The following is a 24652-nucleotide window of genomic DNA, read 5'->3' as shown; positions in this document are numbered from 1 at the left end:
ACCTAAATAAGCTGCTAGAACGATAGCAGCTTATTTATATTTTGTATATCTCTGAAAATTAGCGAAGTTTTATTCTTTTGTAAAAGTATATTTTGCCATACTGCCTTGTCGGAAATCGATAGTATGTTTTTGAAGATCAAAAGTTAATTTGATGTCTGCACCGTCAAACTTAAAAATATGATTCTCATAAGCAGCCAGTTCAAATGGCATTTGGCCTTCTCCGGTAGCCTGCCCATAAAGACTCCCTTCTTTTGCAGTTATTTTCAGCTTCATAGGGAAATCGGGAGAGGAATAGATTCCGGTGTATGCCTGAAGCTGATCATTGGTTAAGGTTACTTTTTTCAGGTTTTCTGCCATTATTTTTTCATGATAAAGAACTTTTCGAATATCATCTACGGGAAGTTTGGTGGTAGGAGTCAGATTATTTTGTAAAAGGATAAATGTTTTATCATGATCCAAATGTCTTTCTATGAATGTAGCATATCCAGCCCAGCTTCCGGAATGGTTAACGATTTTTCCATAACTTGTCTTATTCTTAATAAACCATCCGAATCCGTAATTTGTATCTTTTCCATTGGCAGTCATCGCTCCATTAAATATTAATTTCTTATCATTTTCATTGATCAGTTTATCAGTATACAGTGCTCTGTCCCAGATAAGAAGATCTTTCAATGTAGAATTAACCATTCCATCGCCCACAATTCCGTCCAGATAATAGGTATAATACTCTTTTCCTTTACTGTCCGGAAGATACTTTTTGCCAGATTCATCGGCTTCATAGCCTAAGGCATAATTAGGTATCGTCATCGGCTGATAGCGGCTTCTATACACCAACGTATGATTCATTCCTAACGGTTTGAAAATATTGATATTCAAAAATTCTCCAAAAGGCTTTTTTGCAACACGTTCGATGATGCTTGCCAGTAAAGTATAGCCTGTATTGCTGTATTCAAACTGCTGGTTGGTTTCAAATTCAAGAGCAGGTTTATAGGCCGCAAATTCTTTTATAATATCCTCATTCGTGGCAAACTTACTTTTATCCCAATTTTTTTCAAAAAGTTCCATATAATCGGGAAGGCCACTCGTGTGATTCAATAAATTTCTAACGGTAATCTTGTCATAGAAAGACAATTCAGGGATATACTTTGATATTTTATCATCGTAATTTAATTTCCCGGCCTTCTGGAGCAGAACAATTCCCATTGCGGTAAACTGCTTAGACAAAGAAGCGAGTTCAAAAGTAGACTGAAGATCAAGTTTTCTTCCGGTTTTTTCATCTGCCAGTCCATAACTTTTTTCAAAGATAGGTTTTCCCTTTTCAGCAACCAGAACGTTCCCATTGAACTTTTTCTGAGCATATAAAGAAGTAAAAAGACTATCCAAAGTTTTTGCCTGATCCTGAGCATATGTTCCCACAGCGAACATAACAAGCGGAAAACAGATCATTTTTTTGGTAACAAGTAGTATATTTGATTTTTTCATGGTTATGGATATTTGATGTTTATTTTCCTATACTGTTCAAATATATTTGTCGTGGCATACTGAAATATGTTTCAATGAATGAAAATTAATTATTTAATTATGCCCAATTTTCATGATCCAGAATAAATAAAAACAGCCTGATATAAAATCTATATCAAGCTGTATCATAAAAATATAAATCTAAAAATTTCTAACTTCATTCACCTTCATCCTGTAATTTTTAAGTAAAAATAAAGTGACTATTCCTACAGTAAGTTCTATCAGTGCGCTTCCCCAATAAATACTTTTAATCCCAAAATAATGCGGAAGAATCAGCATAAGAGGAATATACAGAATAACCTGCCGGAAGAAAACCAGGAAACTCGCTTTCTTACTCTGGTTGACTGCCGGATAATAGGAGAGTGCCAGTACAGTAACCGGAAGCAGAGGCAATACCGAAAAGAAAAGCCTGAAATCAAGGATCTGATGATGTTCTGCCAGATAACCGGGAAGCATCAATCCGATCAGCTGTTCCGGAAAAACCAACGCCACAAGAAAAAAGGGCAGAAGGATGGCAACTCCGGCAAGAATATAGGTTCTCAGAAATTTTCCGGCCCTGCTGAATTGTCCCGCACCAAAATTAATTCCGACCACAGGCTGCAATCCCCGCATCAATCCGAATAAAGGAGTCAGCAGAAACAGAAAGAACCTGTTCAGAACGGTAAAGAAAGAAATATCCTTTTCAGTTCCATAAGCCGCAATCGCATTGAAAATAATAATACTCTGAATGACTCCCATTACAGAAAGAATCATCTCCGGAAGTCCGAGTTTTAAAATCCTTTTTCCAATACTGCGATCATAGGTAAAAGATTTCCAGTTGGTTGCAAATGAGCTTTTTCCTTTAGCATAATAATAAAAACCGGAAAGAGAATAGATCAGCATTCCGCAGTTGGTTGCCCATGCGGCTCCGGAAACACCCCAGCCGAATACGGAAATAAAAACAGGCTTCAGGATAATATCAATGATCAATCCTACCGTAATCATCACTGCCGCGGTCTTCATCTTTCCTTCAGCCCTTACCAGCATATTCAAAGCCAGTCCATAGATCCAGAAAACAGTTCCGATCAGGGTTACTCTGAAATAGTCTACAGCAATAGTCTGCAGATTTCCTTTTGCCCCCATCATCGCCATCAGCTCATGAGCATAGATATATGCCGGGACAGTACATAAGATCGAGAAAAAGGCACAGAGCACATTGAAACTTCCGAATAACCGGTATAATTTGTCTTTATTATTTTCTCCAATCCAAATGCTTACAGCGGCTCCGGCTCCGGTTCCTGCCAGTCTTCCAAATCCCAAAACGATCTGAGAAAGCGGATAAGCCATTCCTACTGCAGCCAAAGCCTGGGTATTGATCAGATAGCCTACGAAAATGGCGTCCAGAAAATTATTGATCCCATAAAGAACGATTGCCGCAACGGCAGGCCATGAGGTTTCCCACATGACCTTTTTCATATCACCTTCTAAGATGAATGTTTTGCGGTCCATATCTTCTGGGTATTAAACTCCTGAAAAGCAATTCTTTTTTCTACTTTATATACTTCTTTTCCGGCCACTGTATTAATGATCAGTGCATTACGATACGCTCCCATACCCAAATCCGGTGTTACAAAACCATGAGTATGCAGCTCAGCATTCTGAACAAAGATATTTTCAGCCTGATCTACGGTATAATAACGGCTTACCTCAAATAATCCGTCCTCATTTCTTTGAATAAGGTTTTCAATCCCTTTTAAAAATTTTGGTTCTTTGTATTTGTAGCCTGTTGCCAGAATGATATACTCTGAAATATGGGTAAAAGTGACATTATCCTGCACATGAGTAAAATTCAAAGCATACGAATTTCCTTCCGGAGAAATACTGTCCAGCTGGCAACTTGGCTTTAAAGCGACATGTAAAGGCTCATTACCAACACTCATTCCGTATAGGGTATCAAAAATATCATTGATCAGGTCAAAATTAATTCCTTTATAAAGTGGCGGCTGCTTTGCCAGGATAGCTTTACGCTGTGAAGGCGGCATATGATAAAAATGATCTACATATTCCGGTGAAGTCAGTTCAAGCGTCAGCTTAGAATATTCCATGGGGAAGAAGCGGTCCGGTCTTGTAAACCAGCTCATAAAGAAGTCTTCTTCAGTTTCCGGAAGAAGATCCTGAAAAATTTCAGCCGCGCTTTGTCCAGAGCCAATAATGGAAACAGAGTCCGCATTCAGAATCTGTTCTTTATGATCCAGATATTCTGATGTATGAATGACATTCGGGAAGTTTTTCCCTTCCATAAAGGCCGGAAGACTAGGCTGTGTTCCGGTTCCCAATACTATTTTTTTTGCAGTATACTGGATCACATCATTGTTCTTCAGGTCCAGAACATCGATAATAAATACCTGGTCTGCTTCTTTAAAAATAATATTTTCTACCTTTTTCCCGAATAGACAACTTTCCAGCTGATCTGCTGCCCATTGACAATACACATTGTATTCTTTTCTTAAAATAAAGAAATCTTCTCTGATATAGAATTTATACAGACGGTCTGTTTCTTTTAAAAAGTTGAGAAAGCTGTATTTACTCTTTGGGTCTGCCATAGTTACCAGGTCTGCCATGAAAGGGACCTGTAGTGTGGCATTATCCAGCATGAGTCCCGGATGCCAGTCAAAGCCATCAGCCTGATCAAGAAATAAGGCGGAAACATTTTCCACCGGCTCAATAAGCGCTGCCAAACCAAGGTTAAAAGGACCTATTCCGATCCCGATAATGTCATATATTTTATTATTTTCCAATGTATTTTGTATTATAAATTAATGTTTAAAAGTGTTTCAACTCCGTTTATTCAGCCTGTTTATATTATTTATCTGACTGAGTGAGGTTGAAGCTTTGATAGGTGTTGCTTTCAAATGAGAATTTGTTTTTTTAAAACGCAAAGTTTTTTTTATTCGACTGATGATTTTAAGTGGGCAAAGGAGGCGACTGCGTCGTTGATGAAGCTTTATGATTTGAGTTCGCTTCTTAAGAATCAATGAAATTGATTTCTCTATTTGCATCCTTTTAATAATCGGTTCGAAAATATTCTTTGCGTTTTAAAAAAATATTTTTCATACTTACTTTTAAGAACATTCGATCTCATTCTGCCTGATCACATATGCTGTTTGAAACCGAAGCTTTGAGTATTTAATTCTCACAGATAAAACAGATTCCGCAGTTTCAGTGATTCTTTTTTATCTGAACATCTGCCTGATCTGTTAAATCTGTGAGTGGAAAATCAAATATTCTTTATAATTAAGTTTTATTCTGGCTTTATTTAAGCATTATTCACTTCCAATTTACTTTCCGGGCATTTTTCCCAGTAATTTTCACGGGTGCAGAAAGTAAGATAAGCTGTTTTATGCGGCATGGTGATTACTCCCTCTCTTGTATAACCCAATTTTGTGATCAGCCTGTCTGTAGGAACAGCCTCTACGGAAGCTTCTCCAATACATTTTCCTACTTCCGGAAGGGAAAAGATATAATCCAAAGCCACCTGGAAAGACTGGAAAGAATACTTCTTATCCTTGCGGGTTTCTGCTACAAAGAAGTGAGTTCCATAATCCGTTGGCAAAGAATCATAATAAGCTCCTACAATATCTCTCATCGGCCAGTAAGGTTCAAAGCTGAACTGTGGAACACCATTGATTTCTCCAATAAAACTGTGCTGCTCATCGCTTGGAAGAATTGTTCTGAACCAAAGTTCGAGATCCCTTTTCGGGCCATCCATTTTCCAATAAGGTTTCGCATGTTCCATATTGAACCATTCATGAGCCATTTCAAAATCACGGTCCATATCAAAAGGTCGGATGCTGATCGTGATATTTTCATCTTCAAAATAGCGTGAATATACTGTTTCTGTTGTGGTAGGCTTTATCAGCTGCTGACTGTAAAAATATTTAGCAAGTGGGTTAGGGGTATCCAGGAAAACGGCAGGATATTCCAATGATTCATCTGCTTCGTTGATATTCTGCAGGCTCGTGATCAGATTTCCTTTGGTATACCAGTTTCTTTTATTAGTGATATAGCTTACCAGTCCGGTTTCATCTTCATTTTCCAGTTCTTTGAATGCTTTATATACCAGATCGATCAGTTTCTTTTCATCTGCCAATCTGTTGCATCCCAATGCATTTACCACTCCTAAAATATTGTTGGTAACGAGATAATAAGTATATTTTGGAGCTAAAGATTCTTCATCTATAATAGACTGGCTTTCATCTGCAATACCTGGAAGTGCGGTAGAAACGAGATCTTTTCTTCCTTCTCTGAAAAAGAATCCCTGATTGTCCCTGAAATAGATTTTTGCCGGGAAACCATTTTTATCAAGCTCTATCATTACATTCTGCTGATGGAACTCACATGCCAGTCCATAAGTATTCAGAATTCTGACAATAGGCCTCACACAAAGATGAAGATATTGTTTGAACCACTCCAAAGCAATTTTTTCTACGGACTGACCCAGCTTTTCAGCAGTATGGGTGATGATATTCTGAAGCCTTGAAGGTTTTCCAAGAATACCATCCTGACACAGAGCAGCCAAAAGGGTTACATTCTTATTTTTGTGCTCTCCCTGGAACGGGTTTCTTCTGATGCTGATATTGAACCCGTTAATTACTTTTCCATTGAAAGTAACGGCCATGAAAGCCGGATCTACCATAAAATCTATTTCCGGGAAATCTCTCTGCAGGTTTTGTCCCCAATCTGTTTTAAGAAGTCTGCTGATGTCATATCCACGGTGGAGTTCCGGGTAGAGATTAATTCGTTCAGAATTGGTAATTTTTACGTGTAGGGAAAATTTAAACATCCACTTATTATCTTCACTATATACCGTTCTTACCGATGAAGTGGGAGTGAAGTATTCTCCATAATGGCCTAATGCAAAAAGGATTCCCTGTTCTTCCATGATCTGTACATTCTCCTGGCTCAGCAGATAATCGGCCTCCCATGGATGCATTGGTAAAATATGGTATTCAGGATGCTGATCCCAAAGCTTTTTATGTTCCGGAGTAAGAATCGGATAGATCTTTTCCCCCAATTCTTTACTGACAAGTTCTCCGTCGGCATTTTTCTCAATGATATTCTCCGGATTGACCAGGAAATAAAACAACTGAAATCTTCCGGAAGTTTCAGGAGAGTATTTCAACAGATCTTCTCCATTGAATCCCTGTTTTGATTTTGGAACCGGATGAAGAATATGCCCCAGAATAAGGGATTGTTCAGCTTCAATAAATGACATTTCCAGGTCATTGATCGCTTTTTTGCTATGTGAAGAGTGGTAAAGATATTCTGTAAGGTTATCAATGCTGTTACTCAATCTGCCCAAAACTGTGGTAGAATCAATTCCCGGGTGAATTCCCTTTGCATATTCAGCAGTAAGCGTCATAAAACCGTAAACATCAAGTTCTGAAACTTCATCGGTATCCAGGACTCTCATCAGAACAGGAAAATCAAAAAGATGTCTTCCGCTTTCTGAAAAATAAGTAACAGGAACATACACGTCACATCCTATTGATGAGAAATCGATTCGGATATGAAGATTTGTAGGTGTTTTTTTCAGGTAGGCCGCAATTCCTTCATCATATTTTGGGATCCCAAGATAACGGCTCCAGTTGGTAAATTCTTTCAGGTAGCAGTTGATAAGCGATGTATAGTTTATCTTTTCTGCATATTCAGTAATATCAGTTGACTTCAATGTATTCATTTCCGTATTTTTTTATAATGTTAAGTATTGATGTTATGTCTTCGATTGTCGTTAAAGGATTAAGGATGGTAAACTTCAGATAGAACTGGCCGTTTACTTTTGTGCCTGCTGTGAGGGCATTTCCTTGTCTGTAAAGTTGTGATTTGATATAAGTATTGATCCTGTTCAGGTCAAATGTTTTGAAAGGGTCTGCGGTATAGCGGAAAACCAATGCTGAAATATCCGAAGAATTCAGGAGTTCAAAATGCGGGTCATTTTCCAGAGCTTCCACCGCTTCCCGGGCTGTCATGATAATTCTGTCGATATAATTTCCAAGGCCTTTTTTACCGATGATACGAAGGGTAAACCACAGTTTCAAAGCATCAAAACGTCTTGTCGTCTGTATAGATTTGTTGACCTGGTTGGGGATTTCATCTTCGTCATGGTCTTTAGGATTCAGATAATCTGCATAATGGGTGATCAGTCTGAAATAATTCTTATCCTTTACTAAAAATCCGCTGCTGCTTACCGGCTGAAAGAACGCTTTATGATAATCTATCGTTACAGAATCGGCTTCTTCAATTCCGTTGATCAGATGTCGGTATTTTTCGGTGAGAAGGAGCGCGCATCCATAAGCGGCATCTACATGGAACCAAAGATTGTATTTTTTGGCAATTCCGGAGATATTGATCAGGGGATCTACATTTCCAAAATCTGTAGTTCCGGCAGTAGCAACTACGGCAATAGGAATATTTCCGTTTTCAATTTCCTTTCTTACAGCATCTTCCAGCAATACGCTGTTCATTCTGAAAGAGCGGTCGGTTTTCACTTTCACCACAGCCTGTTCTCCAAGTCCCAGCATAGAAGCACTCTTCTGAATACTGAAATGGGCTGCTTCAGAGACAAAAATCCTGAAACGATGTGCTTCTTTGGGAAGTCCGTCTTTTTTTATGTCATGATTCAAAAATTTAACAGAGAAATGATCCCTTGCCAAAAGCATTCCCATCAGGTTACTTTGGGAACCTCCGCTGGTAAATATTCCGTCTGATGACTTATCAAATCCTACTTCATTACAGGTCCATTCAATAAGTTTCTGTTCCATCAAAGTTCCTCCCGCACTCTGATCCCAGGTATCCAGAGAAGAATTGATCGAGCTGATCATGGCTTCAGCGGCCACTGCCGGTATCACGACCGGACAATTGAGATGGGCAACGTATTTGGGGTGATGAAAAGCAATGGCATGCTGTGTATACAGATCGTTTACCTCGTCAAAAAGCTCTTCATAGCTTATAGGCGGAGCATTAAGGTCTATATATTCAAACTGTTTTCTCAGGTCTTTGGGTGAAATTCCACTGAAAGGCTGGTAGGTGTCCTCTAAAAATGCAATGACACTTTGTTGTGCCCTGTGCATCGCTTCCTGATATTCGTGAATGTTCATATCACAGAATAAATTTTCCAGATTTGGGAAAAGGGTTTCCTTCTCCGCGGCAATCTGCCCGGTAATAACTGTGTTCATAGAAATGGTGTGTTTGTTTTCTTTACGCTATAATGGTAAATTTTGGATTGATGATCTCAAACCACCTTTGATAAATCCTGACATTTAATCTTTGCAAAATAAAATTCATGAAATTTCAGAGGGTGGTTTGAAATGTTTTTCAGTAAGTTTTTTTTATTTAATAGTTAATCGTGTAGCCTACAGAAAACGTTGTTCCCCGGCCCTGATAAGCAAATGCTTTCTGAGGCGCTCCATAGAAAAATACGGAACGCTGCCCCCAGATCGAAGTATACTGCTTATTAAAGATATTCTGAACTCCGAAGTTGATGGTTCCTTTATTCAGTTTGACATCGCCTATAAAATCGAATAGGGTATAGCCTGTGATTTTCATATCTGCCAGATCGGTATAATTCATTGAATTCTGCATCTGCAGTCGTAATGAAAACCTTTTTGCATTCCAACCCGTGAAGACCATAAACTTGGATGGATTGGTTGTATAAACCGATTGGTTTTGCCACCCTTTATCCACCGTTTGAGTTTCAGACTGCATCAAAAGAACATTTCCTCCCAATTCAAGCCCTTGTGCAAAACGGTAGCCCAAAGCTCCTTCAAAACCGTAGTTTCTAAGTTTTTGATCAAGTAAAGACACGGTAAAAGCGGCATTGTCTATTTTCAGCGTCTTGCTGGATAATGCATAGAAAAATGAACCCTGTGCATACAATCCTGCTTCCGTACCTCTGTTATGTCTGAACCCAAGCTCGATCTGATCTGTTTTGATCCCGCTTAACGGCTGATCAGCAATATTCATACTGTTCAGAAGATTCCAGCGGTTATTATTCAGCTGATACTTTCCGAAACCATAAGATTTGGCAGCATCAGGAACGGCAAATCCCTGTGAAAAGCTGAACCATGTCTGCCACAAAGGATTAATTTTATACAATAAACTTCCATTCAGCAAGGTTACATCATAGTTGTTTTTGCCTCCTTTTACCACATCTGCAGAATTTCCATACCCGAAATGCATATAGACCTGCTCTTTAAATCCTACAAAATCATCCAGTTTTACATTGATAAACTGCTGTCTCACCCCTCCGGATAAGGTCAGCTGTTTTGTAATATTCCAGTCTGCCTGGATAAATCCTGCAAGGGTAAAGATCTTCGTATCCGGGTATCTTCCTACAAAAGCATCCGCTTTATTGATTAACCCTCCGGATTCACTGCTGATCTTGGGATTAAATAGAGCCTGATCACCGTGGAAGTTTTCAAAGTCAATGTCTGTACCATAGGTGAAACTGAACGCATTCCATTTTTTGGAAAGAACTGCTTTTGCTCCATATACATCGGTGTTTCCTCTGGCAGAAGCAAGGAATACAGGAAGAGTGACTCCTGCAGGAGGTTTGGGAACTTCCGCGAAAGAGGCTCCAAAGTCTGCTTCTTCGCGTCTTCCATAAGCCTGTACAAGCAAATTATGTCCGCCTAAAATATTACGGAGGTTATACTGCAGATTAGCCATAAAACGTTCCGTACGGGGAACTACATCAGAATCTGCACCGCCCAATACATTGATCAGATCAGGATTTTTGGTGGTGAATCCTGTAAATCCAGGTCCAAAAGAAAGCCATTTTTTGTTTCTTACCTTCGAATTATAATATTGTAGATCAAGGCTCAGATCCTGATCCGGGCTTAGCTTTACACTAAGTCCTCCCAAAAGATCTATTGATCTGTTGTATTGAAAATCTGCCTGTTTCACGTCGGTAATAATCTGGTTTCCGCTGGCATCAAAAGCTCCTTCATTCTGAGTGAAAGCCGCTCCCAATCTGAATTTTACTTTATCATTACCGCCTTCAACGGATTGCGCAATTCTTTTATCCAGATCATCTTTGTGAAAACCTGTTTTCAGTCCTACAGAAGTTTCAAAAGCCAGTTTATTGGAGGTTGGTTTTTTAGTAATGATATTGATAATTCCCCCTGTAGAATCGCCCCCGTAAATAGCGGAAGCTCCGGATAATACTTCAATTCTTTCGATGTTAAAAGGATCAATGGCATCAAACTGCCTGCTTGAAGCTCTTGTACTGTTCAGGGAAACCCCGTTCAGCATTACCAGAACATTTCTTCCTCTCATATTTTGAGCATAATTGGTACGCCCCTGATTTCCGAAATCAAAACCGGGAATCATATTTCCCAATACTTCTTTCAATCCGGCACCTCCTCTTATCTGGGTCTGAAGTTCTTTCTCACCAATGATCCAGACCGTTCCCGGAATATCACTTATTTGTTTCGGAGAACGTGAAGATACCAATACAACCTCGTTGATATCTTTTGTGGTGATACTGTCCTGCTTGCTCTGTGCAGAAGTAGATGCAGTAAAGGCAGCCAATAGAATGACTGAAAGTGCATATTGTCGTTTCATTTATTTAGAACAATTAAAAATAATGAGGTAAATATAGAATATTATTGAGCAAAAAATCAAAATGATATTTATCACATATTTCAAATGAATGTGAGTCCGTTGAGAATAACGTTCCGTATAAACCAGTATTTTTATTAAGATATAGGCTGTAGAGTGTATTTTTTATCAGTCCCAAAATGAGACAAAATACCCAGGAATGGGAAATAAAAATCTTTAGAATTAACCAAAATGTAATATGAAAAGAGGAGTAAAAGTTAAAATAGCGGCTAAAATATCCATCTGAAAAATCCCCAAAATTGTAAGTCAGCGGAACAATTTTGCATTTTCTGAAAAAATAGCGATACTTTTTTCCATTTCATCAGCATTAAGGTCTCCAAAGCCTAGCCGCATCGCCGTAAGGTCTTTATTCTGATAAAGTAATGTTTTGGGAATAAAGAGGTTTTCCCGGGCACAATTCCGGCTGAGCTGCATCAGATTTACAGGAATATTCCATTCCAGCCATATGGCCAGACCTCCGGAAGGTTTTTGAAAACGGATTAGATCCCCCAGATAATTCTTTAGCAGCATACTGAGATCATCCCGTCTTTCCTGATATATCTTCAGCGATTTTTTCAGATACCGATTGATTTCTCCTTCTGCAATCATTTCTCCAAGAGCTCTTTCCATCAGAATATCCCCCTGACGATCGATGATTCCGAGGTATTTCCTCATTTCCACCATCAGATTTTCCGGAGCTACAATAAACCCGGTTCTGAATCCCGGAGCCAGAGATTTCCCGAACGAACCGATATAAATAACCATCCCGTTGGTATCTGCGCTGGCTAAAGGAAGGATAGGACTTTTATCATAGTGGAATTCATAATCATAATCATCTTCCAGAATCACAAAACCATACTCATGCGCAAGCTCAAGAAGTTCAAATCGTCTTTGTGCACTCAGAGCCACCGTAGTAGGATAGTGGTGATGCGGGGTAAGGTAAAGCATCCTTATTTTCTGCTTTTTACATGCTTCCCGGACACTTTCTACAATGATACCATCTTCATCAATAGGAATGGAAACCATCTGAACGCCTGCTTTCATGAAGATCATATTGACAGAAAAATAGCTTAATGCCCCTACGAGTACCACGTCTCCGGGCGAAAGAAGAATCTCAGAAACGATATAGATACTCATTTCCGTACTTCTGGTAATCAGCAGGTTGTTCTTAGAAATGGGAAGTCCACGGGACAGATTGAGGTATCTGGACAAATGTTCTTTAAAAAATTCACTTCCGTCATGATTATAATGACCGGATATTTTCTGATTAGATTTACGTTTAAGAATAGAGCTGTAAAATCTTGAATGTTGTGCGATCTGAGTCAGTCTGATGTCCGGTACACCATCATTAAAGACATATTCACAGTTTGAGTGCTCAAACGGATTATCCAGAATATTTGATGTTTTGAAGCGAAAACCGGTAGTTTTAGGATAGTTTTGAAGACTTTTTTGTTCAAAATCATTCATTTTTACAGGTTTTTCCTGAACTTTCCCAATGATGAAAGTTCCTTTATTCGGCAGACTCTCCGTCCAGCCCTGGGCAGACAGTTCATCATATACCGCTACAGCCGTATTTCTGTGAATCTCGAGCATTTCACTGAAGGTTCTTGTTCCTGGAAGCTTGGTTCCGAAAGGCAAAAACCCTCTTTGAATAGCATTGATCAGTTGATTGGCAATCTGAAGATAGATCGAAGTCTCTGAGGCTCTATCGATTTTTATAAAACTTTCATAAGGAATTCTAACCGGACTATCCATAATATCAAAACTGGCACCATGTAACCATCCGGCAATATACTACTTTTGACATCAAAATAAAAATCTATGGAGTTTCATCATCTGCTACAAAGAATAGTACAGGAAGGAAATACTCATGCCAAATGGCTGAATACGCTTTCTTTTATGGAAAATGCCGGAGCAAGGAAAATATCAAAATGTGAACACCCAACTTTGGTAACCCAGATTCAGCTGAAACATGCTGCGGAAGAACACCGCCATGCCTATTATCTGAAAAAACAGATCGGAAAAATAGATCCGGAACTTTGCAGAACCTACGAAAGTACAGAACTTCTTGCTCCTGTAGCCACCCGACAGTATCTTCATTCTCTTGATGTCAAGGCCTGCAGATATTTGCAAAAGGCATTTCAGCTTAGCAAAGAAGACTTAAAATATGCTGCCTATCTTTTTGTAACCTATGCGATTGAAGTTCGTGCAGATGACTTATATCCCGTCTATCAGGATATTCTTACAAAAGAATCTTCGAAAATTATGGTAAAATCTATTATTCTTGAAGAGGAAGGCCATCTGGAGGAAATGATCAACCAGCTAAATGATTTTTCGGCTGACTGGAAAGCACATGCAGATCACATTCTTACCATTGAAAAAGAACTACACGAACAATGGATTCATGCCATTACGGAAGAAGTTACCCAACTGAACTATGCCTAGCAATATCTTTCATTTTCAACAATCACTTGACAAAAGAAAAGAAGAGGGAACGTTCAGGAATTTAAAGTCTAAGTCTGAAGGGATCGACTTCTATTCTAATGACTATCTGGGATTGGCAGGAAATAAAGATCTTCAGGATATTCTGCTGCAAAAAGTGATAGCAGATCCTCTGCTTCTTTCAGGAAGTACCGGATCAAGACTGATCAGTGGAAATAGTAATACAGTCTCTATGACGGAAAGATTTATCGCTGAGAAGCATCACTTTCCGGCTGCTTTGCTTTTTCCATCAGGATATAATGCTAATCTGGCTTTATTTTCTACACTTCCTGGCCGTCATGATACGATTATCGTGGATGAGCAAATTCACCGCTCTGTACATGATGCCTGCAGAATGTCAAATGCCAGAAAAGTAAAATTCAGGCATAATGATCCGGAACATCTGGAATATGTACTTCAAAGGCAAAACGGATCGTGTTACATCGCTATAGAAAGTCTGTATTCGATGGAAGGGGATTTTGCCCCCTTATTGGAAATTGTGGAGTTGGCCAATCGGTATAATGCAGGCTTATTAGTAGATGAAGCGCATTCTTTTGGAGTCTTTGGTTATGGATTGATTGAGAAATACCAATTGCAGGATCATGTGATGGCAGCGGTTATGACGTATGGAAAAGCATTGGGAGCGCACGGAGCGGCAATAGTCTGTAATGAGATTATTAAATCTTATCTCGTCAATTTTGCCTCCCCATTCATTTATACCACATCAGCTCAGGACTTTCAATGGATCAGCATCAAAACAGGATATGAATTTTTAGAAAAAAGCCCTGATCTGGCTGAAAAACTGCAGAAAAATATTGAAATTTTCCGAAAACAAGGATTACAATCTCCTTCATCAGAAATCAGTCCCATACAAGCTCTTCTGATTTCGGATAATCAAAGACTGAAAACTGTACAAGAAACATTATCAGAGGAAGGATTTTTAACCTATGCAGTGTACAGTCCAGCCGTGAAAGAAGGAAGCGAAAGGCTTAGGATCTGCCTCCACAGCTTCAATACAGAAGAAGAAATTATAAGGCTTACAGAGATTATCAGAGAATTTATTTAAAGCGAAAAAGCGAAAAAGTAAAAAGGCAAAACCGATTCACATTCATTGGTTTTTTCAACAGAAAAAAGAAAAAAATATTAATAATAAGGCTGAAAAGAAGTACACCAACCGCTATTTGCGATTTTACCCTTTAGCCTTTTCACCTTTTCACCACCCACATTATGAAATTATTTATATCAGGAATAGGAACCGAAATAGGAAAAACCGTTTGCTCGGCTGTTTTGGTGCAACATTTTAAAGCCGATTACTGGAAACCTGTACAATCTGGTGATCTGCATTATACAGACAGTCATAAAATTGCAGCATGGACAGATCATTCAATATGTCATCCGGAAACATACCGTTTACAATTGGCAGCATCGCCCCATCAATCTGCACGGGCAGAAGATATACAGATCGATCTTGACCATTTCCAACTGCCGGAAACAGATCAGCCTTTGATCGTCGAAGGAGCAGGAGGGTTAATGGTCCCTCTTTCAGACAACAGATTCATCATTGACCTGATCGATCTGCTGAATCTGCCGACAGCACTTGTGGTCAGGAATTATTTAGGATGTATCAATCACAGCTTACTGTCGATCATGGCATTACAGCAAAGGAATATAAGCTTAAAATATCTGATTCTTAACGGAGATTTTCCTGAAGATACAGAAAGAGTGATCTGCAGCTTCATCGAAAAAGAAACAGAAATCATCAGGATTCCGGAAATCGAAAATCCTGATAAAGAATCTATAAAAGCTGCCGCAAAGCAGTTAACAATAACAAAATTAAGATAATGGATAAGAAAACAACAATCAGAAACAACTGGACCAAAGAAGAGATCGAGGAAATTTATCATTTACCTCTGATGGAACTGATCTATAAAGCAGCCACTGTACACAGAGAATGGCATGATCCTTCGGAAGTCCAGATTTCAACATTATTATCAATCAAAACCGGGGGATGCCCAGAGGACTGTTCTTACTGCGGACAGGCTGCCCGTTATCACACCAATATCAAAGTACAGGCTTTATTGCCTACTGAAACAGTGATTGCCCATGCTCAAAAGGCAAAAGATAGTGGGTCATCCCGTTTCTGCATGGCCGCAGCGTGGCGTGAAGTTCGTAATAACCGTGATTTTGACAGGGTAATCGATATGGTAAAAGGAGTAAACGATTTGGGAATGGAAGTATGCTGCACACTGGGAATGCTTACGGAAGAGCAGGCTATAAGACTTCAGGAAGCGGGACTGTATGCCTACAACCACAATCTGGATACTTCTGAGCAGTATTATGAAGAAATTATTTCCACCAGAACTTTTGATAACAGGATCAATACGATCAACAATGTGAGAAAAGCAGGAATCACAGTATGCTCCGGAGGAATTATCGGCTTGGGAGAAACGCACAGAGATCGTATTTCAATGCTTCTGACCTTAGCGACAATGCCTAAACATCCGGAATCTGTTCCTATCAATGCATTAGCAAGAGTAGAAGGAACTCCACTGGAAAATAATGAAAAAGTAGATACCTGGGAAATGGTAAGAATGATTGCTACAGCAAGAATCGTAATGCCATCATCTATGGTAAGACTGAGTGCCGGACGTATTGAAATGTCTGAAACAGAGCAGGCATGGTGCTTTATGGCAGGAGCTAATTCTATTTTTACAGGAGAAAGAGAAACTTTATTGGTAACTCCAAATCCCGGAGTATCTGAAGATATGCAAATGTTGCAAACCTTAGGATTGAAACCAATGATGAAAAAAGAAACCTGTTGTTAGAAACAAAAATTAAAAAATTATAAAAGATAAGGGATGAATATCTGGATTCTGATCATGAGTATATTAAAATGTATTGCAACGCTGCTATCAGAGATTTTAAGTTCTTAAATCATAAAGTATTTAATGCAATGTCTGTAAAACCATAGAAATGCTTTTTATTTTACTATGGCATAGGTACTATCTATGTTTGATCAATTAAGCATTCTATCTTCTGTGATCCTGGCTAAGTGCAACACCTTTGCGAATGTATTTAATATTATAAAGAAGCCATAGACGACATTGCGTTAAAAATCATCCACTCAACACAATTTCATAATCACTGTCCATCCCTTATCATCAACACATTTTACAACAATACATGAATACATTAGTAGAAAACAGCCTTAAGGAAAGAGATAAAGCGGTCAACTGGCATCCCTACACCCAAATGAAAACGGCCGATAATATTATTCCTATTGCCAGTGGAAAAGGAATTTATCTCTATGATGAAGAAGGTAAGAAATATATGGATGTGGTTTCCTCATGGTGGGTTACCCTGCACGGACATGCCCATCCTCACATTGCTCAGCGTGTTTTTGAACAATTGAATACATTGGAACAGGTTATTTTTGCAGGTTTTACCCATACATCTGCTGTTCAGCTTTCAGAAAATTTATTACAGCTGTTACCGGACAGCCAGAAAAAGGCTTTTTATTCTGATAATGGTTCTACCGCTGTGGAAGTTGCATTGAAGATGTGTATTCAGTATGCCCATAATCAAGGGAAAAAGAAAACCAAGATTCTCGCCTTTAAAAATGCCTATCACGGAGATACTTTCGGAGCAATGTCTGTAAGTGGAAAAAGCTATTGGACTCAGCCTTTTGAAAGCATGTTGTTCGAAGTTGTATTCATCGATACTCCCAATCCGGAAAACCTGGAAAGTCTGCAGTCTCAGATTAAAGATCTTGCAGATGAAACAGCCTGCTTTATCTATGAACCCCTTGTTCAGGGGGCTGCCGGAATGCTTATGTATGATGCAGCCGATCTGGATCATCTGATGAAAATATGCAGAAAACATGAGATTCTTATGATTCAGGATGAAGTTTTTACCGGTTTTGGAAGAACAGGGAAACTTTTCGCAGCAAACCACCTTACCGAGCAGCCGGATATTATGTGTTTTTCGAAAGGATTAACAGGAGGTACTATGCCTATGGGAATCACTACATGTTCCAACGATATTTATGATGCTTTTCTGTCTGAAGATCATCATAAAACCTTATTTCATGGGCATTCCTTTACCGCAAATCCTCTGGCATGCGCAGCTGCTCTGGCCAGTATGGAATTATTACTTCAAAATGAAACCCAAATGAATATCAAACGTATTACTCACCAGCACTCAGAATTCATTAAGGTGCTTGCACAACATCCTCAGGTAGAGAAAGCACGTCACATCGGGACTATTATGGCTTTTGATTTTAAAACCGGGCAGGGAACCTCTTATTTTAACGAAATAGGAAAAAAACTATACAATGAGTTTTTACAGAGAGGAATCATCATGCGCCCTCTGGGAAATGTACTGTATCTGGTACCGCCTTTGTGTATTTCGGCTGAGGAACTTGATTTTGTCTATCAGAATATTCTGGAAGTACTGGATCAGTTCAGGGATTAAGATGGTCCGATGCTTTCCTGATAAACAGACTTTACAGGTTTCCAAGACCTGTAAAGTTTAAATTATGCCTGAATATCAGAATTAAAAAATGCCATCAGGCTTAAGGATTTCTGTCGGTATTTTTTTTAATTTTCATCAAATCTTACGGGTATATTATGACTTCAGTTCGTTTCCCCACAAATGCAATGAAGATAGAATTGGTCCCAGTTTTTGACCTCTTTCTGTCAGTTTATAATATACCTCAGGCGGAAAGTTGTAAACCTCAATCCGTTCAATAATCATATCATCTTCCAGTTGTTTCAGCTGTTCAGAAAGTACTTTTTTGGAAACTCTGGGCATTTTCCGCCATAACTCCACAAAGCGTACTGAATCTTCTTCAAAAAGATTGTGGAGGATTAATGGTTTCCATTTACCGGAAAGAATATCCAGACTTTTTCTCAGTCCACAGTTTTTAAACTCTTCAAAATTCATAGATCTCTTGAATATATTTGGGTAACCTTTTGGTAACCTTCGATTATTATAACCCGGTCTCAACTTAATTTTGCTGAACAAATGTAAACAAAATGAAACTACAGTTATGGCGTAATGCCACATTAGGATTGAATATTGACGGAATCTCGGTCTTGATTGATCCTATGCTTGGAGAAAAAGGGTCTTTAGGCAAATTTCCTATGACGGATAATGAGCTGCTGAACCCTTTGACAGATCTGCCTTTCAATGAAGAAGAACTGATCGCAAAACTGGCAAAAACAGATGCTGTTGCAGTGACCCATTTACATCCGGATCATTGGGATACAAGGGCTATACAGCTTATTGACAAAAGAAAACCAATCCTGTGTCCTGAGATTATAGCAAATCAGATCATTCAGCAGGGATTTGAAAATGTTATTCCAATCAATAATCATATACAATGGAAAGAAATTGATATTTTCCTTACTCAAGGCCAGCACGGAGTCGGTGAAATAGGAGAGAAAATGGGGACAGTCAATGGATTTATTTTTAGAAAAAACCATCAATCTGTATATATTGCAGGAGACAGTATCTGGTATTCAGGGATTGCAGAGGAAATCGATCAGTATCAGCCAAAGCACATTGTGGTAGCAGGAGGTGCAGCAACATTCTCAATGGGAGCACCCATTATCATGACCAGCGAAGATATTATAAAAGTCTGTGAATATGCTCCTGATGCTTCTGTATGGGTAACTCACCTGGAAACAGTCAGTCATTGCAGGGAAGACCGCAAGTTTATTCAGCAAAAAATTAATGAAAAAGGCTTGGAACGAAGAGTGATTATTTTAAATGATGGGGAAGAAGCCGATTTGCTTTTCTAAATGATACATTCACAAGAAAAATCAATTATAAAAAAACGATTGTTTCAAAGGTTAAATTTTGACTCCTTTGAAACAATCGTTTTTATTTTTAACCCATTATAGCGTTTTAATCTTCCACATATCTGTTTCTCGCTGCTCTCATTCCGAAAAAGAACATCAGCAATACCGCCGCACTCAGAAAATAAAATGAACTGTTCCAGGAAATGTCCCAGTCATGTAGCTTTCCGAATACTGGAGGTCCAAACGCTGCGATCAGGTAACCTACCGATTGTGCCATTCCGGAAATTTTCACCGCATTGATACTACTTTTCGTTCTTGTGGAAAAGAACAGAATAGACAAGCTAAAAGACAATCCGTTCGAAATCCCTATGATCACAGCATTTACGTAGATCCATTGAGATTTTAAGAAGACAAACATCATGGTACTTCCAAACATCAATGCGCAGATAAACAGGATCATGATTCGCTGATCTTTCATTTTACTGGCAATGATCGGGCAGCAGAATGTCACCGGAATCATGGTGATCTGAATGACAAAAAGTACCCATCCCGAGCTTTCGCCCTGCATATGATAATCCCCAAGGAATGAAGGCAGCCAGGCAACTATGCAATAGTAAAACAAAGACTGCAGACCCATGAAGATACTGATATTCCAGGCCTGTGAAGATTTGAACATATTAAAATCAGAAGTACTTAATGCCGTTTTAGGCTGATCTGTATTCTTTTTATTGAAAATAAGCTCCAGTATCAGAACCAATAATCCTAAGGCAGCAATCACCAGCCAGATTCCCAGAGAGCCACGCCATCCGAAACCTGTCCATTCTCCGATTTTCACACTGAAACCTGAAGCCAAGGCAGCGGTAAGATTCATTGATACGGCAAAAATACCCGTCATCAGGCCAATTTGTTTTGGAAAATTATTTTTAACATAGCCAGGGGTTACCACATTTCCAATACATATGCCCAATCCAATGAATAAAGATCCCAGAAATAACAGCCAGAGAGATCCTGAAATCCGAAGAAACAACCCGAAACTTAAAATAATCACGGAATACATCAGAAGCTTACTGATTCCAAAAGTATTGGAAAATCTGCTTACCAAAACAGAACAGGCAGCAAACATAAAAAGTGGAATAGAGGTAAGCAGGCTGACCTGAAAATTATCCAGATTCAAGGCTTCTCTCACCTCGCCAAGTACAGGAGCTACTGCAACAATTGGAGAGCGGAGATTGCTTGAGATCAGAATAACGACCAGAATATTGATGATCATTAAAACATAGGACGCATTCTTTTTTATTTCATTCTTCATCATGATAAAAACTTTTGTGCAAAATTAGCACAGTAATTTTGTTTAATTTTGCCAAAGTTTTAACCTGAAACGACATGAATGCCAACAACAGTATCGAAATAGATGAACTTCATAAACCCTATTTTGTGTGGTTCGAAGAAAACTGGATCCACGATGATGTTCTTCATCAGCACGATAAAGGGCAGCTGGTGTATGTAGAAAGCGGTTTTCAATACATCACTATTGAGGAAAGGATCTACCTGCTTCCGCAAAACCATGCTGTATGGATTCCTCCTCATGCCATTCATAAAACCAATTCACATTCTGAAAAGATCAAACTTATGATCATGTTCGCTGATGTTGATAAAAAGGATCCGTTCTACCGCGAAGTGAATGTATTTTCCGTTCCTCCGGTGCTGAAGGAGATGATCAGATATGCCGAAAAATGGTCCAAACTGCTTGTCCGGGATCAGGATGAAAATATATTTCTGAAAGCTCTTTTCAATGAGCTGCCTCATTTTGTAGAACACGCTCTGAAACTTCATATCTGCCTGCCCAAAGATAAGCGTCTTGCCAAAGTGATTGACCATCTTCATCATCACTACCGCGAAGACATTAAAATGGAAGACCTTGCTGATACTGCATTATTATCATTGCGTACCTTAGAACGTATTTTCAAAAAAGAAACGGGGCTTACATTGATCAAGTACCAGCAAATGCTCCGGATCATCAAGAGCCTTGAGCTTCTGAGTTCAGACCGTTTTACCATTTCAGAAACGGCCTATGAAGTAGGGTATAAGAGTGTACAGGCCTACACCCGGAGTTTTCAGTCTGTGATGCAGTTCAGGCCTACAGATTTTATAAAGAATATCCAATAATATTGAAAGATGATTAAGAAATTGAATTTAAAAAAGGGATTTATAAGAATATAAAAATCGCTAAAATCAGTTCTGTAAAAGATTTTGACTCATTTGAAAAATCTTATAATTCACACTATTTATATTTTCATATAAATAACACATTTTCCATTATGATATTCGTTAAAACAAAAAGGTCCCCAAGAATGGAGACCTTAAAAAAACACAAATGATGAAAAAAAATTATTTCGATCCCCAAATATAAGCAAAATTTATATTATGCAGCGCATCATATGTACATTTTCTTTAAATATTATTTATTTTAAGTAAAAATAAATATCCTTTAACGCTTTTTCAATTTTGTTTAATATTTAAAAATTCGACCCCACACATGGCTACGGACTGCATCAACAGTGCTTTTCTGTTTACTGTATTTTTTGAAAAAAAATAATTTTCCGACGTAAAAAAAATAATTTTTTATAAAAAATATTTCAACTTAAATTGAGTTAGTTATCTGAAATATGAAATTCCGGAAGCGGATTTCAGATCAAAAAATGATTTTAGATCAGTTTGCCAATTGTGATCATACTCATAAAAAAAATACGATGATTTTCATTTATTTGTTTTTTAAATCCATCCCATGAAACAAAGATCTATAGAAGGAGTCCCTCAACAAAGATTTGGTGGTTTTCATGATACAGAAAGTTGTAAATACTTTGAGAAGGCTCTTCTCCCGTTAAAATTTGAAATCCTGAAGAAAAGATTTTTTATGGTTCATCAATGGCAAAGCTATTGTGGAAAGGTTTTTGCTTCATTTGAGCTTTATAATTTCAATGGAAATCCCGTTGAACGTCGGCCCCAGAAAGGAGATTTTATCCGGATCAATATTCCCGGTCCCGGAGAAACTGAAGCCAAAGGCTATGATTGGGTAGAAATTACCAATATCTGCTACTTCCAGGATATTCATTCAGAAAACATTGCAATGACCTGCACCCCTTCCCGAGATCCAAAAAACGGAAAAAATAGCCATATTGCTCATTTTTACTCTTGCCGGGCTACTTCCACTTTTATTATTTCCAGAAACGAAACCCATTTGAAAGCAGCAGTATATGGGCGCAATGAAACTCCAAACTTCAATGCCAACGGACTTGATATTCTCAGAAATATAATGGTAGCCGCAGGGGGAATCATGGGAATTGCCAAGATCGAATGGAAACAGCTGACAGATGGTTTTCTGGATTTTGATTAGTCTGAGATAGGGCATGAAACGTAAGCTATTGTTTAACAAGTGATTATAATGCACTAAAATAATACTATAACATTCCTTAATACTTGCTTATTATATAAAAAAATCTTCTTTCCTTTTTGATCTACATCAAAGTTCCTGAAAAACCAGCTTTTTATTTTCGCAGCTTAATATAAAGCTATGGTAGAACTTGAAAAAATCATCTGGGTATCCATCATTCTGATCATCATTATTTCCGTAAAAGACAGGATCAAACTTGCACTTCCCATTCTTCTGGTGACAGCGGGACTGATACTAAGTCTTACCCAGCTTGTTCCTTCTATTGATATGAGCCCTGAAATGATCTTCTATGTGGTACTTCCGCCCATATTGTTTGATGCGGCCTGGAATACTTCAATTCCCGATTTCAAAAAAGAATTCCCGAAAATTTCAGTATTGGCTATAGGGTTGGTTTTCCTTACCACCACCATTATTGCTCTTATTGTTCATAGTATCATCCCGGGTTTCAGCTGGCCGGTTGCATTTGTCATAGGGGCCATTATTTCACCCCCTGATGCTGTAGCGGCAACAAGCATCACAAAAACTCTTCCGCTCCCACAAAAGCTGACAACGATTCTGGAAGGGGAGAGCCTGCTGAATGATGCCTCTGCACTGATTGCTTATAAATGTGCCGTCATAGCCATCACCAGTGGAGCTTTTTCTTTTTGGAATGCTGGATTTCAATTTATCAGTATCAGTTTTGGCGGAATTATCGTGGGGTTTGTAATTGGTTTTGTATTCCTGAAGCTTCACAGATATTTTAACACCAGCAGCAGTGCAGACACTTTTGCCGTTATCCTGTTGCCATTCGCTGCCTATAGCCTGGCTGAACATCTTGGCTGTTCCGGAGTACTGGCAGTCGTTATACTGGGAATGTATCTTTCATGGAATTCCATTTCATTATTCAAAACGGAGAGCAGGATGCAGATGAGCCATTTCTGGGACGTTGCTATTTTTGTTCTGAATGGTCTTGTATTCCTGATCCTTGGCATGCAGCTGCCAGGTGTTGTATCTCATATACCGGGACATGAACTGCCGGTTCTTATCCTCTATGGTCTTTTGATATTTGCCGTTCTGGTAGCGATAAGGCTAGCCGTACTTTCTTTATTTCCGCTTTTTAATAAAACTAAAGCTCACGAAAAAGGTTTTCTTACCCCATCAAAGAAAGAATATATCATTCTGTCATGGTCAGGAATGCGTGGGGTAGTTTCTCTGGCCGCAGCACTTGCATTGCCATTGCGGGATGACCAGGGTGAAGTGATCACTCAGAGAGATACTGTATTATTTATATCTTTTGTGGTTATTATTTTCACTTTACTCATTCAGGGACTTACCTTGCCCAGACTGATCAGTATGATCAAGCCTTCTGTCTCTGACAAAGAAGAAGAAAAAGATCTGAATTTGCTGCTGCTCAAAAAATCCCTTTCTTTCCTGAATAATTACCAGACCAATTATGGCAATGAAGAAAGTGCTGTAAAAACGATGACAAAAAAGCTTGAAAAGGAAGAATTACAAATTCATAATCACAGGACAGAAACAACTTTTTCACAGCAGACGGAATGGAAGAGGACTTATTTTGAACTGGAATTGAAACTTGCAGCCTACCAAAGACAAGCACTTGCCCAATTCTATCATAAAGGAGCGTTTACGCTTGAAACCATCCGTAAAAAAGAAATGGAACTGGATTTCTGGACTACCACTGTACAGCATGAACTCGCTGCGGCTGATGATTCTGAATGACTGTTGGTCCTTTTTTGATCTAAATCAAAGTTTGGTA

At 38.7% G+C, this 24652-nt stretch carries 18 protein-coding genes; 9 read left to right on the top strand and 9 right to left on the bottom strand.

What is annotated here, in order from left to right; genetic code table 11:
* Positions 1 to 69: 69 nt before the first annotated feature.
* The 7 genes from AC106K_RS06330 to AC106K_RS06300 all read right to left on the bottom strand — a co-directional run bounded on the left by AC106K_RS06330 (position 70) and on the right by AC106K_RS06300 (position 12915).
* Entirely contained in the window at positions 70 to 1482 is a 1413-nt protein-coding gene (locus tag AC106K_RS06330; RefSeq protein ID WP_482443842.1) for a serine hydrolase domain-containing protein, read from the bottom strand.
* A gap of 180 nt (positions 1483 to 1662) precedes the next feature.
* Positions 1663 to 3009 carry an MATE family efflux transporter gene (locus AC106K_RS06325; RefSeq protein WP_482443841.1) on the bottom strand — a complete coding sequence of 449 codons (1347 nt, stop codon included), beginning with the start codon at positions 3007 to 3009 and terminating at the stop codon, positions 1663 to 1665.
* The gene (locus tag AC106K_RS06320) at positions 2985 to 4298 is read right to left on the bottom strand and encodes a lysine N(6)-hydroxylase/L-ornithine N(5)-oxygenase family protein (RefSeq protein WP_482443840.1); all 1314 of its coding nucleotides are present in this window, start codon (positions 4296 to 4298) and stop codon (positions 2985 to 2987) included. Before AC106K_RS06320 ends, AC106K_RS06325 begins: the two co-directional genes overlap by 25 nt.
* A gap of 518 nt (positions 4299 to 4816) precedes the next feature.
* Positions 4817 to 7240, bottom strand: a complete 2424-nt coding sequence (locus AC106K_RS06315) for a GNAT family N-acetyltransferase (protein WP_482443839.1) — start codon at positions 7238 to 7240, stop codon at positions 4817 to 4819.
* Positions 7218 to 8735: a pyridoxal phosphate-dependent decarboxylase family protein gene (locus tag AC106K_RS06310; RefSeq protein ID WP_482443838.1), complete on the bottom strand. Its 1518-nt coding sequence runs from the start codon at positions 8733 to 8735 to the stop codon at positions 7218 to 7220. Before AC106K_RS06310 ends, AC106K_RS06315 begins: the two co-directional genes overlap by 23 nt.
* A gap of 157 nt (positions 8736 to 8892) precedes the next feature.
* Entirely contained in the window at positions 8893 to 11124 is a 2232-nt protein-coding gene (locus tag AC106K_RS06305; RefSeq protein WP_482443836.1) for a TonB-dependent receptor, read from the bottom strand.
* A gap of 303 nt (positions 11125 to 11427) precedes the next feature.
* Positions 11428 to 12915, bottom strand: coding sequence for an aminotransferase-like domain-containing protein (locus AC106K_RS06300; protein ID WP_482443835.1), 1488 nt, complete (start codon positions 12913 to 12915; stop codon positions 11428 to 11430).
* A 66-nt stretch (positions 12916 to 12981) separates the two neighbouring features.
* Between AC106K_RS06300 and AC106K_RS06295 the strand changes: the two genes are divergently transcribed.
* From AC106K_RS06295 to bioA, 5 genes are all read left to right on the top strand, one after another.
* Positions 12982 to 13605 carry a hypothetical protein gene (locus tag AC106K_RS06295; RefSeq protein ID WP_482443833.1) on the top strand — a complete coding sequence of 208 codons (624 nt, stop codon included), beginning with the start codon at positions 12982 to 12984 and terminating at the stop codon, positions 13603 to 13605.
* The gene (locus AC106K_RS06290) at positions 13598 to 14707 is read left to right on the top strand and encodes an aminotransferase class I/II-fold pyridoxal phosphate-dependent enzyme (RefSeq protein ID WP_482443832.1); all 1110 of its coding nucleotides are present in this window, start codon (positions 13598 to 13600) and stop codon (positions 14705 to 14707) included. The genes AC106K_RS06295 and AC106K_RS06290 overlap by 8 nt, the downstream gene beginning before the upstream one ends.
* A 161-nt stretch (positions 14708 to 14868) precedes the next feature.
* The gene (gene bioD / locus AC106K_RS06285; protein ID WP_482443830.1) at positions 14869 to 15483 is read left to right on the top strand and encodes a dethiobiotin synthase; all 615 of its coding nucleotides are present in this window, start codon (positions 14869 to 14871) and stop codon (positions 15481 to 15483) included.
* Positions 15483 to 16466 carry a biotin synthase BioB gene (gene bioB / locus AC106K_RS06280; protein WP_482443829.1) on the top strand — a complete coding sequence of 328 codons (984 nt, stop codon included), beginning with the start codon at positions 15483 to 15485 and terminating at the stop codon, positions 16464 to 16466. Before bioD ends, bioB begins: the two co-directional genes overlap by 1 nt.
* Before the next feature lie 358 nt (positions 16467 to 16824).
* Positions 16825 to 18114, top strand: a complete 1290-nt coding sequence (gene bioA / locus AC106K_RS06275) for an adenosylmethionine--8-amino-7-oxononanoate transaminase (protein ID WP_482443827.1) — start codon at positions 16825 to 16827, stop codon at positions 18112 to 18114.
* A 153-nt stretch (positions 18115 to 18267) separates the two neighbouring features.
* Here the strand turns inward: bioA and AC106K_RS06270 are convergent, their stop codons facing one another.
* The gene (locus AC106K_RS06270; RefSeq protein WP_047099340.1) at positions 18268 to 18585 is read right to left on the bottom strand and encodes a winged helix-turn-helix transcriptional regulator; all 318 of its coding nucleotides are present in this window, start codon (positions 18583 to 18585) and stop codon (positions 18268 to 18270) included.
* A gap of 92 nt (positions 18586 to 18677) precedes the next feature.
* Here AC106K_RS06270 and AC106K_RS06265 point away from each other — a divergent pair, with 92 nt between their 5' ends.
* Positions 18678 to 19445: an MBL fold metallo-hydrolase gene (locus AC106K_RS06265; protein WP_482443825.1), complete on the top strand. Its 768-nt coding sequence runs from the start codon at positions 18678 to 18680 to the stop codon at positions 19443 to 19445.
* A gap of 106 nt (positions 19446 to 19551) precedes the next feature.
* Here AC106K_RS06265 and AC106K_RS06260 read toward each other — a convergent pair whose 3' ends face one another.
* Positions 19552 to 20757: a CynX/NimT family MFS transporter gene (locus AC106K_RS06260; protein WP_482443823.1), complete on the bottom strand. Its 1206-nt coding sequence runs from the start codon at positions 20755 to 20757 to the stop codon at positions 19552 to 19554.
* Between the two features lie 71 nt (positions 20758 to 20828).
* Here AC106K_RS06260 and AC106K_RS06255 point away from each other — a divergent pair, with 71 nt between their 5' ends.
* The 3 genes from AC106K_RS06255 to AC106K_RS06245 all read left to right on the top strand — a co-directional run bounded on the left by AC106K_RS06255 (position 20829) and on the right by AC106K_RS06245 (position 24615).
* Entirely contained in the window at positions 20829 to 21611 is a 783-nt protein-coding gene (locus AC106K_RS06255; protein ID WP_482443821.1) for a helix-turn-helix domain-containing protein, read from the top strand.
* 619 nt (positions 21612 to 22230) lie between these two features.
* Positions 22231 to 22839: a hypothetical protein gene (locus AC106K_RS06250; protein ID WP_482443819.1), complete on the top strand. Its 609-nt coding sequence runs from the start codon at positions 22231 to 22233 to the stop codon at positions 22837 to 22839.
* Positions 22840 to 23016: 177 nt separating this feature from the next.
* Positions 23017 to 24615, top strand: a complete 1599-nt coding sequence (locus tag AC106K_RS06245; protein ID WP_482443818.1) for a Na+/H+ antiporter — start codon at positions 23017 to 23019, stop codon at positions 24613 to 24615.
* The last annotated feature ends 37 nt before the right edge of the window (positions 24616 to 24652 follow it).

The organism is Chryseobacterium sp. FR048 (assembly GCF_056844665.1).
The sequence above is the reverse complement of the archived record's forward strand: the minus strand, read 5'-3'. Positions and strand labels throughout refer to the sequence as shown.